General features: G+C 60.7%; 15 protein-coding genes and 1 pseudogene. 6 read left to right on the top strand and 10 right to left on the bottom strand.

Annotation, left to right across the window (positions count from 1 at the left end):
- The 7 genes from ACO550_RS39130 to ACO550_RS39100 all read right to left on the bottom strand — a co-directional run.
- Positions 1–178: ATP-binding cassette domain-containing protein (locus tag ACO550_RS39130; RefSeq protein ID WP_315598724.1), on the bottom strand; the 178-nt coding region annotated here is incomplete at its 3' end.
- Positions 179–228: 50 nt separating this feature from the next.
- On the bottom strand, positions 229–918 hold the full coding sequence (locus ACO550_RS39125) for a DUF2848 family protein (RefSeq protein ID WP_315598723.1): 690 nt from the start codon (positions 916–918) through the stop codon (positions 229–231).
- A gap of 54 nt (positions 919–972) precedes the next feature.
- On the bottom strand, positions 973–2,199 hold the full coding sequence (locus ACO550_RS39120) for an ABC transporter substrate-binding protein (protein WP_315598722.1): 1,227 nt from the start codon (positions 2,197–2,199) through the stop codon (positions 973–975).
- Between the two features lie 110 nt (positions 2,200–2,309).
- Positions 2,310–3,653: an amidase gene (locus ACO550_RS39115; RefSeq protein ID WP_315598721.1), complete on the bottom strand. Its 1,344-nt coding sequence runs from the start codon at positions 3,651–3,653 to the stop codon at positions 2,310–2,312.
- Positions 3,654–3,655: 2 nt separating this feature from the next.
- The gene (locus ACO550_RS39110) at positions 3,656–4,036 is read right to left on the bottom strand and encodes a cupin domain-containing protein (protein WP_315598720.1); all 381 of its coding nucleotides are present in this window, start codon (positions 4,034–4,036) and stop codon (positions 3,656–3,658) included.
- Positions 4,037–4,077: 41 nt separating this feature from the next.
- On the bottom strand, positions 4,078–5,562 hold the full coding sequence (locus ACO550_RS39105; protein WP_315598719.1) for a 4-hydroxyphenylacetate 3-hydroxylase family protein: 1,485 nt from the start codon (positions 5,560–5,562) through the stop codon (positions 4,078–4,080).
- 37 nt (positions 5,563–5,599) lie between these two features.
- A complete protein-coding gene (locus tag ACO550_RS39100) occupies positions 5,600–6,139 on the bottom strand; it encodes a flavin reductase (protein ID WP_315598718.1) in 540 nt (179 codons plus the stop codon).
- A gap of 350 nt (positions 6,140–6,489) precedes the next feature.
- Here ACO550_RS39100 and ACO550_RS39095 point away from each other — a divergent pair, with 350 nt between their 5' ends.
- Entirely contained in the window at positions 6,490–7,713 is a 1,224-nt protein-coding gene (locus ACO550_RS39095; protein WP_315598717.1) for an IscS subfamily cysteine desulfurase, read from the top strand.
- Between the two features lie 24 nt (positions 7,714–7,737).
- On the opposite strand, the gene ACO550_RS39090 is transcribed toward ACO550_RS39095, so the two are convergent.
- Positions 7,738–8,280 (bottom strand): MarR family winged helix-turn-helix transcriptional regulator, encoded by a 543-nt coding sequence (locus ACO550_RS39090; RefSeq protein ID WP_315598716.1) that lies wholly within the window; start codon positions 8,278–8,280, stop codon positions 7,738–7,740.
- Positions 8,281–8,435: 155 nt separating this feature from the next.
- On the opposite strand from ACO550_RS39090, the gene ACO550_RS39085 reads away from it, so the two are divergent.
- Together ACO550_RS39085 and ACO550_RS39080 are read left to right on the top strand one after the other, a co-directional pair.
- Positions 8,436–8,609 carry a BrnT family toxin gene (locus ACO550_RS39085; protein ID WP_315598715.1) on the top strand — a complete coding sequence of 58 codons (174 nt, stop codon included), beginning with the start codon at positions 8,436–8,438 and terminating at the stop codon, positions 8,607–8,609.
- Positions 8,593–8,880 (top strand): BrnA antitoxin family protein, encoded by a 288-nt coding sequence (locus ACO550_RS39080; protein ID WP_315598714.1) that lies wholly within the window; start codon positions 8,593–8,595, stop codon positions 8,878–8,880. The genes ACO550_RS39085 and ACO550_RS39080 overlap by 17 nt, the downstream gene beginning before the upstream one ends.
- A 244-nt stretch (positions 8,881–9,124) precedes the next feature.
- Here the strand turns inward: ACO550_RS39080 and ACO550_RS39075 are convergent, their stop codons facing one another.
- On the bottom strand, positions 9,125–10,114 hold the full coding sequence (locus tag ACO550_RS39075) for a LysR substrate-binding domain-containing protein (RefSeq protein ID WP_315598713.1): 990 nt from the start codon (positions 10,112–10,114) through the stop codon (positions 9,125–9,127).
- A 123-nt stretch (positions 10,115–10,237) separates the two neighbouring features.
- On the opposite strand from ACO550_RS39075, the gene ACO550_RS39070 reads away from it, so the two are divergent.
- Together ACO550_RS39070 and ACO550_RS39065 are read left to right on the top strand one after the other, a co-directional pair.
- Complete coding sequence (locus ACO550_RS39070; protein WP_315598712.1) at positions 10,238–11,026, top strand: SDR family oxidoreductase; 789 nt, start codon at positions 10,238–10,240, stop codon at positions 11,024–11,026.
- A gap of 44 nt (positions 11,027–11,070) precedes the next feature.
- Complete coding sequence (locus ACO550_RS39065) at positions 11,071–11,367, top strand: antibiotic biosynthesis monooxygenase (protein ID WP_315598711.1); 297 nt, start codon at positions 11,071–11,073, stop codon at positions 11,365–11,367.
- 181 nt (positions 11,368–11,548) lie between these two features.
- Here ACO550_RS39065 and ACO550_RS39060 read toward each other — a convergent pair whose 3' ends face one another.
- Positions 11,549–12,073 carry a universal stress protein gene (locus ACO550_RS39060; RefSeq protein WP_315598710.1) on the bottom strand — a complete coding sequence of 175 codons (525 nt, stop codon included), beginning with the start codon at positions 12,071–12,073 and terminating at the stop codon, positions 11,549–11,551.
- A 281-nt stretch (positions 12,074–12,354) separates the two neighbouring features.
- Here ACO550_RS39060 and ACO550_RS39055 point away from each other — a divergent pair.
- Positions 12,355–12,741 (top strand): annotated as a pseudogene (locus ACO550_RS39055) (amino acid transporter); the annotation flags it as partial.
- Positions 12,742–13,179 lie beyond the last annotated feature (438 nt).

Genomic DNA, 13,179 nt, shown 5'->3' with positions numbered 1-13,179 from the left:
TGGTGGGCTCCAGGAATTTGGTAAGCAGGTTGAAGCAGGTGGTCTTGCCCGCGCCATTGGGGCCCAGCAGGGCGTGGATTGTTCCGCGTTTGACGCGCAGGTTGACGCCGCTCACCGCGGCAAAGCCACGGAAGGCCTTGCCGAGATTGCGCGTTTCCAATATCAGGTCTTGGTGCATTGCCGTAACTCCGTGGCGCTGCCTGGGTAAGTTTGGGGGCATACCGGCATTCAGCCAGCAACAGGCAGCGTGGTCACCGCGTAGGCGTGACAAATCTTCCGTCCCAGCACCGGGTCCTCCAGCTCGATCTCGAAACGCTCGGCCGCGCGGATGCCGCCGATGGCGGGAAGCGTGCCGCACAGCATTGCAGCCCCTTCTTCAAACTTGCCGCCGTGCGACAGGAACCGCTCCATCAGATCCTGCGGCGAGCGCATGGCGGTGACCGGTCCTTGCTGATACAGCACGCGCTCGCCGCCAATGGTTGCGTACGAGCGCAGCACCAACTGGTCCCAGTGCCCCTCCACGTCCGCCAGGCGCCACAAGGTTGACGCACACGGCTTCTCGCACATCTGCTTGGACAAGGTAATGCCGAAGGTCTCGGCTTCGCGATCGGTATGGTCGGAAGCTATGCCGACAAGGATCTCGTCCGCATCCTTGACGAGCAGGAACTCCGCCTCTCCGCTGCTGGCTTCGCCACTGACCTGGATGTCTTCTGCTGAGGCCAGGCGCTCCGCAGCCACACGGTAGAACACGGGTGTATAGGCGGGTCGCTTGACGCCAAGTTCCTCGAGCTCCCGAATATGGGCCTCCATCGCTTCAACGTCCCTGCCGGTCCATCCGGCGATGACGAGTTGGTGAATGCCAATGGCACGCGTGGTCCGCCCTTGCGGGGTATCGACTTCAAAATGAATGGTTGCCATGCTCTGCTCGGTATGTGAGTTGTGAAATGACCTGAATGACCTTGGGCGCCTGGGTTACTTCTTCACCAGCGGACACGTGCTGGCGCTGAGTGGGCGGAACGCCTCACTGGCGGGAATCACGCTCTTGATCTTGTAGTAATCCCACGGACGCTTCGACTCGGCCGGACGCTTTACCTCGACCAGGTACATGTCGTGCGCCATCAGGCCATCGGGTCGGATCGTGCCGTTGTGCGCGAAGAAGTCGTCGACCGGCGTCTGACGCATGCGCGCCATGACAGCGTCGCTCTCGTCGGTACGAGCCGCCTGCACGGCCTTCAGGTAATGCATCGTGGACGAGTACACCCCGGCATGGACCAGCGTCGGCATACGGCCGGTCTTCGCAAAAAATCGCTGCGACCAGGCACGCGTCGCGTCGTCGCGATCCCAGTAGAACGAGGTGGTCAGCATCATGCCTTGCGCCGCAGGCAGCCCAAGGCTATGGATGTCGCTGATGAACATGTGCAGCCCTGCCAGCTTCTTCTTGCCGGCACCATTGATGCCGAAGTCTGACGCGGTCTTGATGGCATTCACTGTATCGGCGCCCGCATTGGCCAGTCCGATAACCTGCGCACCGGACGCCTGCGCCTGCATCAGGTATGACGACAAGTCGGGCGAGTTGATCGGATGCCTGGCCTGCCCCTTCAACTGGCCGCCTACGGAACGCAGCGCCTCGGTGGCGTCCTTTTCCAGCGACGCGCCAAGCGCGTAGTCGACGGTGAGGAAGTACCAGTTCTTGTTACCCTGTTGCGTCATGGCCTTGACCGTATTGGCGGCGAACGCATACGTGTCGTACGAGTACTGGATGGTGTAGGGTGAGCAGTCCTCGTTGCTCAGCCGTGTAGTGCCCGCTCCGCTGGCGATAACGATCTTGCGCTTGAGTTTGCCGAGGTTGGACACGGCCAACGCAACCGACGAAGGCAAGGCGTCCTGAATGATGTCCACCTTCTGGTTGTCGAACCAGCCGCGCGCCAACGTAGCGGCCACGTCCGTCTTGTTCTGATGGTCCGCGCTGACGACCTGGATCGGCGCGCCAAGCACCTTGCCGCCAAAATCCTCGACAGCCATCTGCGCGGCGACCACCGAACCCTTGCCGCCGATATCTGAAAAGATTGACGACATGTCGGTGAGTACGCCGATCTTGACGACGCCATCGCTGATGGCGGCCGGATCGGCGCCCGATGCATTGGCGGCGAACAAGCTGAAGGCTGCCAGCAAGGCAGCACCGGAACGAAGGTTTGTCATGCCCGTCTCCTGTCTATGTCTATTTATGGGTACATCAGGTACTGCCACCGCCCATCAGCCGGTTGCCGGGAGAACGAAGCGGTGATGAAGGTAAAACGCGATGCGAGTGACTAGCCTCGTTCGTGCCGCAGGGCACTCTCCACGGCCATGCCGATCGCCAGCAACCTGCGGTCCGCGAGATGGCGGCCAAACAGCATCAAGCCAATGGGGGCGTCTCCGAGCTGATGGCACGGCAGCGACAGCGCACACAGGTCGAGCATGTTTGCCACGGCCGGATTGCGCAGCAGTAGCCGGTTGATGTCGAAGAAGGTGTCGTCGTTGTCGAGTTCGGCAATGCGCGGCGCAACGATCGGCACCGTCGGCAACACCACGGCGTCGAAGTCAGCCAGTTCCGCATCGGCAAGCCTGCGTAGCCCTTTGCGCCGCTGAGCCATGCGCACGTAGTCCGTGGCACGCTGTTCCTGCGCCAGCCGGATGCGTGACAGGACCCGAGGGTCGTAGCGATCGGCTTGCGCCGAGATCAGGTCCGCGTGCCACGCACTGGCTTCAGCGGCAACCAGTCCACCGCTCGTACCGAGGTCGCTTAGCTGATTCCAGCTGTCGAAGGTCACGTCACGCAACACGGCGCCTGCCTTGGAAAGCCGGCGAAGCGTGCGGCTGAACACGTCGGCCACCTCTTCGGACATCCCGTCCAGCACCAGACCCATCGGCACCGCGAGGCGAAGACCCGCCAGCAGCGTAGGTGTGATGGGGGACGGATCGCCTGCCATGACCGCATCGACAGCCGCACAGCAGGCCACCGTGTTGGCCATGCAGCCCACCGAGTCGTATGAACTCGACAGCGGTACCAGGCCATCTAGTGGCACGCGGCTTGCCGTCGGCTTGAAGCCGACGATGCCGCACAACGCCGCGGGAATACGGCACGAGCCGCCGGTATCCGAGCCGATTGCGGCCAACGCCATGCCGTCGGTCACGGATACCGCGGCGCCCGAGGACGAGCCGCCTGGAATGCGGCCCGCTTGCCGGTCGTACGGATTGCGTGGCGTTCCGTAGTGGGGATTGATCCCCACCCCGGAGTAGGCGAACTCCGTCATATTGGTGCGGCCGACGAAGACAGCGCCCGCCGCGCGCAAACGGGCGATCGCCGGGGCATCGTCGCTGGCGGGCACCTCGGGCAAGACCCGGCTGCCTGCCCGCGTGACATCGCCCTGCACATCGAAAAGATCCTTCACCGACACCGGAATGCCCGACAAGGGCCCGGCCACGCCTTGCTCGCGGAGCATGTCGCTGGCCTGCGCCTGCTTGCGGGCAGCCATGCTCACGCCATGCGGGAAGACACGTGCCCCCTCGCCGGCCGGATTGCAGATGCGTTCGACGCAGGACGTCAGGAGCGACAGCGCATTCGCGTTACCGTCGACGAGCTGGCCTTGTGCAGAAGCGATGGTCGTTACCATGATCAGGCCGGGTCGAAGTAGTGAATCTCGAGCAGCACGCAACCTTCGTTCGACTTGAAGGGACCATGGAAGGCGCCGGGCGGGCGGCACGCGTAGGTATTCGGCTCGAAGGTTTCGCCGCCCTCGCCTTCCGCGTCGTTCCCCACTGTCAGATCACCACCGAGCAGATAGACCTCCTCCCAGTAGTTGTGCACGAATGGCGCGGTAGTAAATACACCGGGCTGGAAACGCAGCAGTCGTGTGCGGCTGCCGCGACGCCCTGCCTCGTCCAGCGAACCGGACAGGATCTTCTGCTGGATGCCGGACGGATAGCCCGGCGGCACTTCCCAGCCGGACGCCATGTCCAGCGTGTGAAATTCATCGTGAAGTTTGTTGACGGCCATGTTGATCTCCGTGGTGTGTGATTGGCTTGCGATTGATGTCGTTACGCGGCGGCGGCTTGCCGGGCCAGTTCGCCTTCGAGGGAATAGCTGCCGAGGAGGTTGTCGACCAGTCCCGAGGCGCTCTTCCAGTCGTACGTCCGATAGGCATGGCCCTTGGTGACGAACGTCGCCCCTGCGTAGAACATCTCGTACTGGTTGTGGCGCGATGCGAACTCGGAGCCGACGGCGTCCCATGCGAGCTTGAAGAACTTGACGCGCTCCTCGGGGCTGCATACCGGCGATTTCTGCGTCTTGCCGATGATCTCGACCAGGTCGGGGTTGCCGAAGTCCTCGATGCTGGACGGCAGCATGATCATTCCGCCGCCAGCCAGTTCGCGCAGCGTGTTGAGGACCTTGGCGTAGAGCTGCTGGGTCACGACCTGCGAGCCGTAGAGCATGGCGCGATCGGGCACGAAGTAGCCGTTCCTGGTGACCTGGCCCTTCGCCTCCATGCCATATACCCACGCCTCGACCATGCCGGCCTCGGCAGCGAGTTGCCCAAGCATCTCCTTCACCTGCGGGAATCCGTTGGTGCCGTTGATCTCCGTGATCTTGTGCGCGAGGCCGACCAGAAAACGGAGCTTCACCATCAGGCGTACCTGGCACTGATAGTTCTGGTACGCATGCGCCGGCGTGGCGTGGAACTGCTTCGCGCACATGGCCACGTCACCGGCCACGAAGACGCGATCCCAGGGCACCTTTACATCGTCGAAGTACAACACCGCGTCGTTCTCGTCGAAACGGCTGGCCATCGGATTGTCGAAAACCGACGTGGCGTTCGCTTCGTACGACTTGCGTGACAGGACCTTCAGCCCCTTGGTGTTCATCGGGATCGCGAACGAAAGCGCGTACATTTCGTCGCCTTCGCGCAGCGGCTGGATGCAACTGCAGAAGACCTCGTTGGCCATGATGCCGCTGGTGGCGAGCATCTTCGCGCCCCGGACCGTGATGCCCTCGGCGTCCTGGTCGACGATCCCCACGGCCAGATACTTGTCTTCCTGCTCGTGGGCGGCCTTCGACTGGTTGGCCTGCGGGTTCACGATCACGTAAGTCAGGAACAGATCGTTGTCACGGGCATAGCGGTAGTAGTCACGCAGCGCACCGGCGCGAGCAGGGTTGGCCTGCTCGAGCACGTCGACACCCATGAACATGCCGGAAATGCAGGACGCCACGTGGTCCGGAGAGCGGCCCATGAAGCCATAGTGAAGCTCGGTCCAGGCTTCCAGCATATGGCGGCGCTCGACAAGTTCGTTGTAGCTCGTGGGCAGTTGCCAGATCCGGCTGACACGATTGCTGGTGCCTTCCGGCTGGAAGGTCATCTTCTCGACGTTCTCGGGCCGCGCCTGGAAGTCATAGAGATTGGCGTAGCTACGGATCGAATTGCGGAACGCCGGATGGCTGGTCACGTCGGTCACGCGCTTGCCGTCGATATAGACCTCGCGGCCATCACGCAGCATGGCGATGTGCTGGGTGCCTGTCTTGATCATGTTGTTCTCCTGTCCTGATGAGCTGTTTGCTGGGGGTTCAGGCGTGGACCGGCATCTCTTCCAATGCCCGGTACTTGCCGCCGAAGAAGATCAGGGGCCGGCCTTCGTGCCGGGCCTGGTGATTGACCACGCGCCCGACGAAGATCACGTGGTCGCCACCATCGTGCTGGGCGTACGCATCGCATTCGAATGTCGCCAGCGCGTCGGGCAGCAGCACGTGGCTCTGGCTGCTGCGGTCCATCAAATCGATGCCGTCCCATTTGCCGGAATTCGCCTTCGCGAAACGGTTGGAGACATCCTGTTGTGAATCGGCAAGCACGTTCACGGCGTAGCGTGGGGCGTTGCACAGGTCAGCCAGGCTCAGGCAGCGCCGATCCACCGAAAACAGCACCAGCGGAGGATCAAGCGACACCGCGTTGAAAGACGCCACCGTAATGCCCACCGGAACTCCCGCTTCCCGCGGCGCGGTAATGACCGCCACACCGGTCGCAAACATCGCCAGGGTGTTCCTGAAGCGGCGCTGCGAATCCGCATCGGCCTGGTCGCCGTGATTGTTGGTAGTTGCTTCAGCCATCATGCCTCCTACGCACATTGCCATCCGTCTTTGACTTCGTTAATTAGCTTTGTAACTTAGGTAGTATTGAATGTTAATAAACCAATCAGTTCAAGGTAGTGAAAACCCTCGGAACGACAACAATCGAAGACGCAAGGAATGTGCTGATGGTCGTGAAACCGTTGCTGGCAAACGGTTTCCGGGAAACTTGATAGCCGGCGTGGAGCACAAGGAAGACCGCCAATCAACCCTATTGACGGCATGGCACCAGGCCGGCGCGGCGGCGGCGGTGCTAGACTCGGCGCCATTCTCAAAGGGGAGCGGGCACGTTTTTCCCCACGAGCGTCCCCAACGCCACCAGGATGAAAGACATCATGAGAAACGAGGCGCGCAACATCCCCATCTACATGGATTACAGCGCAACGACGCCGGTCGATACACGGGTCGTCGACAAGATGGTTCCCTACCTTCACCAGCACTTCGGCAATCCCGCATCACGCAGCCATAGCTATGGCTGGGACGCCGAGTCCGCGGTCGAGACCGCGCGCGGCCATGTGGCCGCGCTGCTTAACGCAGATCCGCGCGAAATTGTCTGGACCTCTGGCGCGACGGAAGGAAACAACCTCGCCATCAAGGGCGCCGCACACTTCTACTCCGGCAAGGGCAAGCACCTGATTACCGTGAAGACCGAGCACAAGGCGGTGCTGGACACTTGCCGTGAACTCGAGCGTCAAGGCTTCGAAGTCACGTATCTCGATGTACGTGAGGACGGGCTGATCGATCTCGACGCATTGCGTGCCGCGCTGCGGCCTGACACGATTCTGGTGTCGGTGATGATGGTCAACAACGAGATTGGCGTGATTCAACCGATCGCCGAGATTGGCGAGCTGTGCCGCGCGTCAGGAATCGTCTTCCACTGCGATGCCGTCCAGGCGGCAGGCAAGATCGACATCGATCTGGAGACACTCAAGATCGATCTGCTGACGGTCACTGCCCACAAACTGTATGGCCCCAAGGGCATTGGCGCACTCTACGTGCGGCGCAAGCCCCGCATCCGTCTGGAGGCACAGATCCACGGTGGCGGCCACGAGCGTGGCATGCGCTCCGGCACCCTGCCGTCGCATCAGATCGTTGGTATGGGTGAGGCGTTCAGGCTGGCTAAGCTCGAACTCGCGGAGGAAGCACGTCGCGTGGGCGGGCTACGCGACAGGCTGCTGGATGGCCTGAAGAAGATGGACGAAGTCTATGTCAACGGCAGTCTGGAGCACCGCATTCCGCACAACCTGAATATCAGCTTCAACTTCGTGGAGGGCGAGTCCCTCATCATGGGCATGAAGGATATCGCGGTCTCGTCGGGATCGGCCTGTACGTCGGCGTCGCTGGAGCCGTCATTCGTGCTGCGCGCGCTCGGACGCAGCGACGAATTGGCGCACAGCTCCATTCGCTTCACGCTTGGCCGCTACACGACCGAAACCGAAGTCGATCAAGTGATTGGCATGGTGACCGCCACCGTTGAAAAGCTGCGCGCGATGAGTCCGCTGTGGGACATGCACAAGGATGGCATCGATATCGGCACCGTGCAGTGGGCCGCACACTGACCGCAAGCTCCCTGAAACGGCTTCTCAATCGATGTTCTGGCGCGCCTGCATGTGCGCCAGATCGAGCACGGCCCGATCGCCGTTTGCCACGAGCCGGTCTACCACCGAACACAGGACCTTGAATTCGGTGCGGGAGACACCATCGAACAGTACGTCGTTGATGCGCTGCTGGACTGGAAGCAGGTCGTTCAGCAGGCGAGTTCCTGCCGCGGTCATGGTCAGGCGCATCTTGCGCTTGTCGTCCGGATTGGCCTTCTTGTCGATCAGGCCGAGCTTCTTGAGCTTGTTTGTCTCGATCGTGATGAAGGCCCCGCTCAGGTGCAGGTGCTCTCCCAGACGGTTCACCGTCACCTCGTCCTGCTGCGACAGATGTGCAATCGAGCGGATCAACGAGTACTGGACACCAGTGAGCCCGATCAGACTGCCGAAGCCATCCCGCACGGACAAGAGCCTGGCGGCGAACGGCAACAACCCGTTGACCAGATGCCGGAATTCGGTGTCCGAGCCATCGACCAGGCATGCCGGATGCGTGATCGTGAGCGTCTTGTTTGCGGTCGTTTTTGCCATTGCCAGCTATTCCCATATGTTGTTGTACCAAGCTTTGTTTGAAATCTTAACAACAAATGTGTTTTGGGCACCAAATTCGCTGGCGCCTACCGGCGAGACGCCTCGGTCGATGGAGGTCAGAGCTGCTGCACTCGCACTCGCACTGGCCCGACATCATGGCAGGTGTCGATGACCGCCGCGACTACGGCGAAGTACGTGAGATCGGGTTCGGCGTTATCGGCGGTCGACTGTACTGTGTGGTGTTCACCCAGCGCGGCGAAATAATGCACATTATCAGCCTGCGCAAGGCAAACAAACGTGAGGTGACCAATTATGTCGAGCAAACCTAAGATCGTCATGCCAATGGACGAGGAAGACGCGGCAATCAATCGGGGCATCGCGGAAGACCCTGACACCTTCGAGGTATCAGTCGAACAGATGCGCGCCATGCAGCCACTCGCCAAACGAGGCCGGGGCCGGCCGAGGCTCGCCAGCACGAAGGAACTAGTCAGCATCCGCTACGACGCAGACGTCCTGGAGGCCTTCCGCTCAAGCGGGGATGGATGGCAAACCAGGATGAACGATGCGCTGAAGGATTGGCTGAGAACGCATCACCCTTGATAGAGGGCATCAACGATAGCGACCGCCCGGGTAGCTTCGTGCGACAGGCCCGCCCCTATTCCCTTGCATCGCCGAATATGTCGGACGACCGGCCGATGACCTCGATACCGGCTGCCTCCAAGGACCCGTATCACGTGTGGCGACGACGAACTTCTGGACACTGCCATGGCGCCGATATAGCACGCGGCGTGCTATGCGATCGTTCACGCCACGACAGATAAACCTGGAAATTGGCAGCACCTGGTCATTCCCCTGCTTCCAGAGAACCGTCTACGCCGGCGTGGCTTTGCGTGGGGAACGGTTGTGCCAACAGCGGCGTCAGTTTTTCCACGAGAAAGTCGATGAAGACACGCGCACGGGCTGGCATGTACTTCTGGCTGCTGAAGATAACGTGAATGTCCTCGGTGTCCTCGCCGTTGAAAGCGGCCAGCAGCTCGATCAGCCTTCCCGCTTTCAAGTCTTCAATCACATGGAATAGCCCAAGCCGGCTGATACCGAGCCCGTCAATGGTGAGCTGCCGCATGGTTTCGCCATTGTTTGTCAGGATGCCTCCCCGTACCGGGAGGTAGACCACCCTTCCATCGATCCTGAAGGGCCATTCATCCATCGATCGCTTGAAATTGAAATTGAAGCACCGATGGAAAGCCAGATCGCCCGGCGTCCGGGGCATGCCAGCGTTCTCGATGTAGCTCGGTGACGCCACCACTGCGCGTCGGCTGGTTGCGAGCTTGCGTGCCCGGAAATTTGCGTCGAGAGGTAATTGCCCCATCCGTATCGCGATGTCGACGCGCTCACGCTGCAAGTCGACGAGCGCGTCGGACAACGACAGATCCAGGGTGACGCCGGGATAGCGCGCCGCAAACTCGGCCATGAGCGGAGCGATGTAGTGCGTCCCGAGCGGCAGCGAAACACTCACGCGAAGCACGCCATGGGGAGCGGCGGTGTCCTGCGACACGCCCAATTCCGCCTCCTCGATGTCGTCAAGGATGCGGACGCAGCTTTCATAAAATTGCTTTCCTTCATTCGTCACAGCGAGATGACGCGTCGAGCGTCGCAACAGCAATGCGCCAAGCCGGGTTTCCAGGCGTCCGATCAGCTTACTCACCGCCGACGGCGTAAGACCGAGGGACGCTGCCGCCGCTGAAAAGCTGCCTGTCTCGACAACACGTGCAAATACCTGCATTTCGCCACTTCTGGTGTCCATGGCTAAGCTGATCTGTGAATTGAATTCCAAGATCATATTCCATTACATGCCATTGTCACTTCAATGATCGCGTACCACACTTGGACTCAAGGAGCCGCCCGCCAATGCGTGCCATCCCCGGATACCACGAGTAACGAATTTACAGAGACAGAAATGGATCTAGATCTCACGGGCAAAGCTGCCCTTGTCAGCGCCTCGACATCGGGCATTGGTTACGCCATTGCCGCTCAACTGCTCGACGACGGCGCGAACGTCATCATCAATGGTCGAAACCAGGAAACCGTTGCCACCGCAGTGAAGCATCTCGCAAACCGTTTCGGGGAGGGCCGGGCACTACCGCTGGTCGCCGACCTCAGCACGGCAGCCGGCGCCACGCTGGCGTCCGCCAAATATCCGGACGTGGATATCCTGATCAACAACATGGGCACGTATGCGCTCAGCGATTTCTTCGACACCAGCGACGATGATTGGCAGCGCATGTTTGAAGTAAACGTCTGGAGCGGCGTCCGACTGGCGAGGCAGTACATGAAGGCGATGCTCGACCGGGGTCATGGCCGCGTGATCTTCATTTCCAGCGAGGTCGCACTTGTGCCAATGGCTGCGATGGCGCACTACAGCGCGAGCAAAGCCACACAGCTATCGATCTCCCGCAGCCTTGCCGAACTCACAAGGGGAACTGCGGTCACCGTCAATGCGGTGCTGCCAGGCCCGACTGAAACGGAGAGTCTGAAGGAGTTTATTGGGTCCGTGAATCCAACACTCACCTATGCCGAGGCTGAGCGTACGTTCATGACCGAGAACCGGCCTTCGTCGCTGATTAGTCGCCTGGTCAAACCAGCCGAGATTGCCAATGTTGTGGCATTTCTGTCCAGCAATCGCGCCGCAGCAATCAACGGTGCAGCCATTCGCGCCGAGGGCGGAACCGTGCCCACCATTGCCTGACATGGTTGCAGACACCCAACGGACAATTAATGAAGGAGATCGTCATGAGTGACCCGCTGGTGATCATCGCCCAAGCTTGGGCAAAACCGGGATGCGAACAACAACTGATCGCTGCGCAGACTCAACTCGTTGATGCCGCGAAGAACAGCACTGGCTGCCTCCGATATGAACTGAACGTTTCGAACGCGGATCCTCGGCACATTGTGTTCATCGAACAGTGGGCCTCGCTCGAAGATTGGCATCGGCACATGGCAGGACCGCACATCCATGCATTCCGGGCGACAGCAGGGAACCTGATTGCGGATTTCAGTTTGCTGCAGATGCGGCAAGTCGCTGCTTGACATCATCTATCGACAACCTCACGAGCCACGACAATGAAAACGCCCCGTCTCTCCCCCACCCTTCTTTTTGCCACCGACCGGTGATACGCACGTCTTCGAGTCGAATAGGGTGAGTTACAACATCGAGAATCGGGGCGATTTTCGTATGCCCGGTGGCATAGCTGATCTGGATGGCATCCGCTCAATATGTCGACGGATAGTCGACAAGTTCAGGGCGGACATGGGTATGCAGTTGCTGAGGTAGCCAGGCATTGATCGCCGCGCCTGCTGCGCGGGAAGGCTTCACGATTGTCACAGGCACTGAGGCCTTCCGGATGACCTTTGCAGGCAGTCCGGCTCCGAAGTAGGCCTTGATCTGCGACCAGAGGCTCACACCCATCACAATGCTGTCGCTTTGCGTGGCCGTGGCCGCGCTCACAATGGTTCTTGCGGTATGTCCCAGGCCGATGATTGACGAATACGGCACGCCGGAACCCTCAAGGATGTCGCAGGCTTGTGCGAGTGCAGACTCGCCGTCGCGCCGCTCACACTCTCTCAAGGAGGCCAATGAATGAAATGCGCTCGCCCGGCCGCGTTCAAGCGGCGCTTGCACGTTCAAAAGCACTACCTCGGAATAACCGCCGGCCTCCCGAAAGAGGAAGGCGGCATGTCGCACCGCATCTAAAGCGCATTTCGAGCCGTCAACCGGCACGAGTATCTTGATCATGGCCAACCTGCCTTGTGTTGTATGTCCAGGTGCGCTGACACCTCGGATCTCCATGACTTCATGCTAAGTAACGGTACGTACAACCTGCGTCAAAGCTTGCCCGAGGCGGATAAAAATCCCGTAAAAATTCTCAAGTACAGCCCTCTACGCGCCCTGCTTGCTTGGGTCGGATTCCCCGCGCGCCTAAAGTAATCGCAGGGCCGAATGTGCCTCGTCTTGTGCATCGCATCCCGGCACTGCATTCAGCCCACCCTTCATGGTTTGAAGGCAGGAGAGCGACAATGGCCGGATTATCCCGATGGTGGACATACCTGGCCGGCAAGCCGCTTGACCCCCTTGCGCCGGCCACGCGCCATGCCATTGCCGTCGCTCCGGTCCTGGCTTGGGTCGGGCTAGGCGCGGACGGCCTGTCTTCTTCCTGTTATGGGCCGGAGGAGGCGTTTCTGGCGCTCGGCAGCCATACGCCGCTGGCGCTTTTCCTTGCGCTGGCCACGGCCTCCACGGTCTTCATCATCGCGGTGGGCTACAACCAGGTCATCGAGTTGTTTCCTACTGGCGGCGGTGGCTATCGCGTTGCCACAGCGTTGCTTGGGCCGCATCCAGGACTCGTGTCCGGCGCCGCGCTGCTTGTCGACTACGTACTGACTTTCCGAACAGCGTCTGCTTCGCCAGCAAGCTGATCTTCCGCCATGTCAATTTCCTGACCTCGTGGCTGCATAACCAGACGCCGGGCGAAATCCAGGATCGGCTGCACCTCCAGGGAAAACAGATGGTACTGTTGCCCATGAACGTCCCATGAACCACCGTTGCTAGTCATGGGCGCAAAGACCATGCGCTGACGGCATGCGGACTACGCCGCAACACGCTGCTCGAATGCGGTTCCTTGGTCGCCTTCCTGGCAAGCCATCGCCCTTGACCCGGTCGGTCGTCGAAGGACGCTAGTCAGCACCCCTGCCATCTGCAAACCTACCTTGATCGCGCGACGCTGCCCAAGCGTTGCCAGCGCCCCGACACCTGACGCCATTCTGTTGGCACCACCCCACCACTCGCTGCACCACCGGCAAGACCCCACGCGCCGGCGCACCCCCTCCCCCTAGCCGCAAACC

The sequence above is a fragment of the Cupriavidus sp. genome (genome assembly GCF_057315035.1).
This window is presented reverse-complemented; position numbering and strand designations above follow the sequence as displayed.

Bases quoted from the DNA above. Each gene is read 5' to 3' on its own strand.
- ACO550_RS39070 (WP_315598712.1), top strand. From the start codon at position 10,238: ATGGATCTAGATCTCACGGGCAAAGCTGCCCTTGTCAGCGCCTCGACA.
- ACO550_RS39100 (WP_315598718.1), bottom strand. From the start codon at position 6,139: ATGATGGCTGAAGCAACTACCAACAATCACGGCGACCAGGCCGATGCG.
- ACO550_RS39080 (WP_315598714.1), top strand. From the start codon at position 8,593: ATGTCGAGCAAACCTAAGATCGTCATGCCAATGGACGAGGAAGACGCG.
- ACO550_RS39115 (WP_315598721.1), bottom strand. From the start codon at position 3,653: ATGGTAACGACCATCGCTTCTGCACAAGGCCAGCTCGTCGACGGTAAC.
- ACO550_RS39090 (WP_315598716.1), bottom strand. From the start codon at position 8,280: ATGGCAAAAACGACCGCAAACAAGACGCTCACGATCACGCATCCGGCA.
- ACO550_RS39105 (WP_315598719.1), bottom strand. From the start codon at position 5,562: ATGATCAAGACAGGCACCCAGCACATCGCCATGCTGCGTGATGGCCGC.
- ACO550_RS39095 (WP_315598717.1), top strand. From the start codon at position 6,490: ATGAGAAACGAGGCGCGCAACATCCCCATCTACATGGATTACAGCGCA.
- ACO550_RS39110 (WP_315598720.1), bottom strand. From the start codon at position 4,036: ATGGCCGTCAACAAACTTCACGATGAATTTCACACGCTGGACATGGCG.
- ACO550_RS39060 (WP_315598710.1), bottom strand. From the start codon at position 12,073: ATGATCAAGATACTCGTGCCGGTTGACGGCTCGAAATGCGCTTTAGAT.
- ACO550_RS39125 (WP_315598723.1), bottom strand. From the start codon at position 918: ATGGCAACCATTCATTTTGAAGTCGATACCCCGCAAGGGCGGACCACG.
- ACO550_RS39065 (WP_315598711.1), top strand. From the start codon at position 11,071: ATGAGTGACCCGCTGGTGATCATCGCCCAAGCTTGGGCAAAACCGGGA.
- ACO550_RS39085 (WP_315598715.1), top strand. From the start codon at position 8,436: ATGGCAGGTGTCGATGACCGCCGCGACTACGGCGAAGTACGTGAGATC.
- ACO550_RS39120 (WP_315598722.1), bottom strand. From the start codon at position 2,199: ATGACAAACCTTCGTTCCGGTGCTGCCTTGCTGGCAGCCTTCAGCTTG.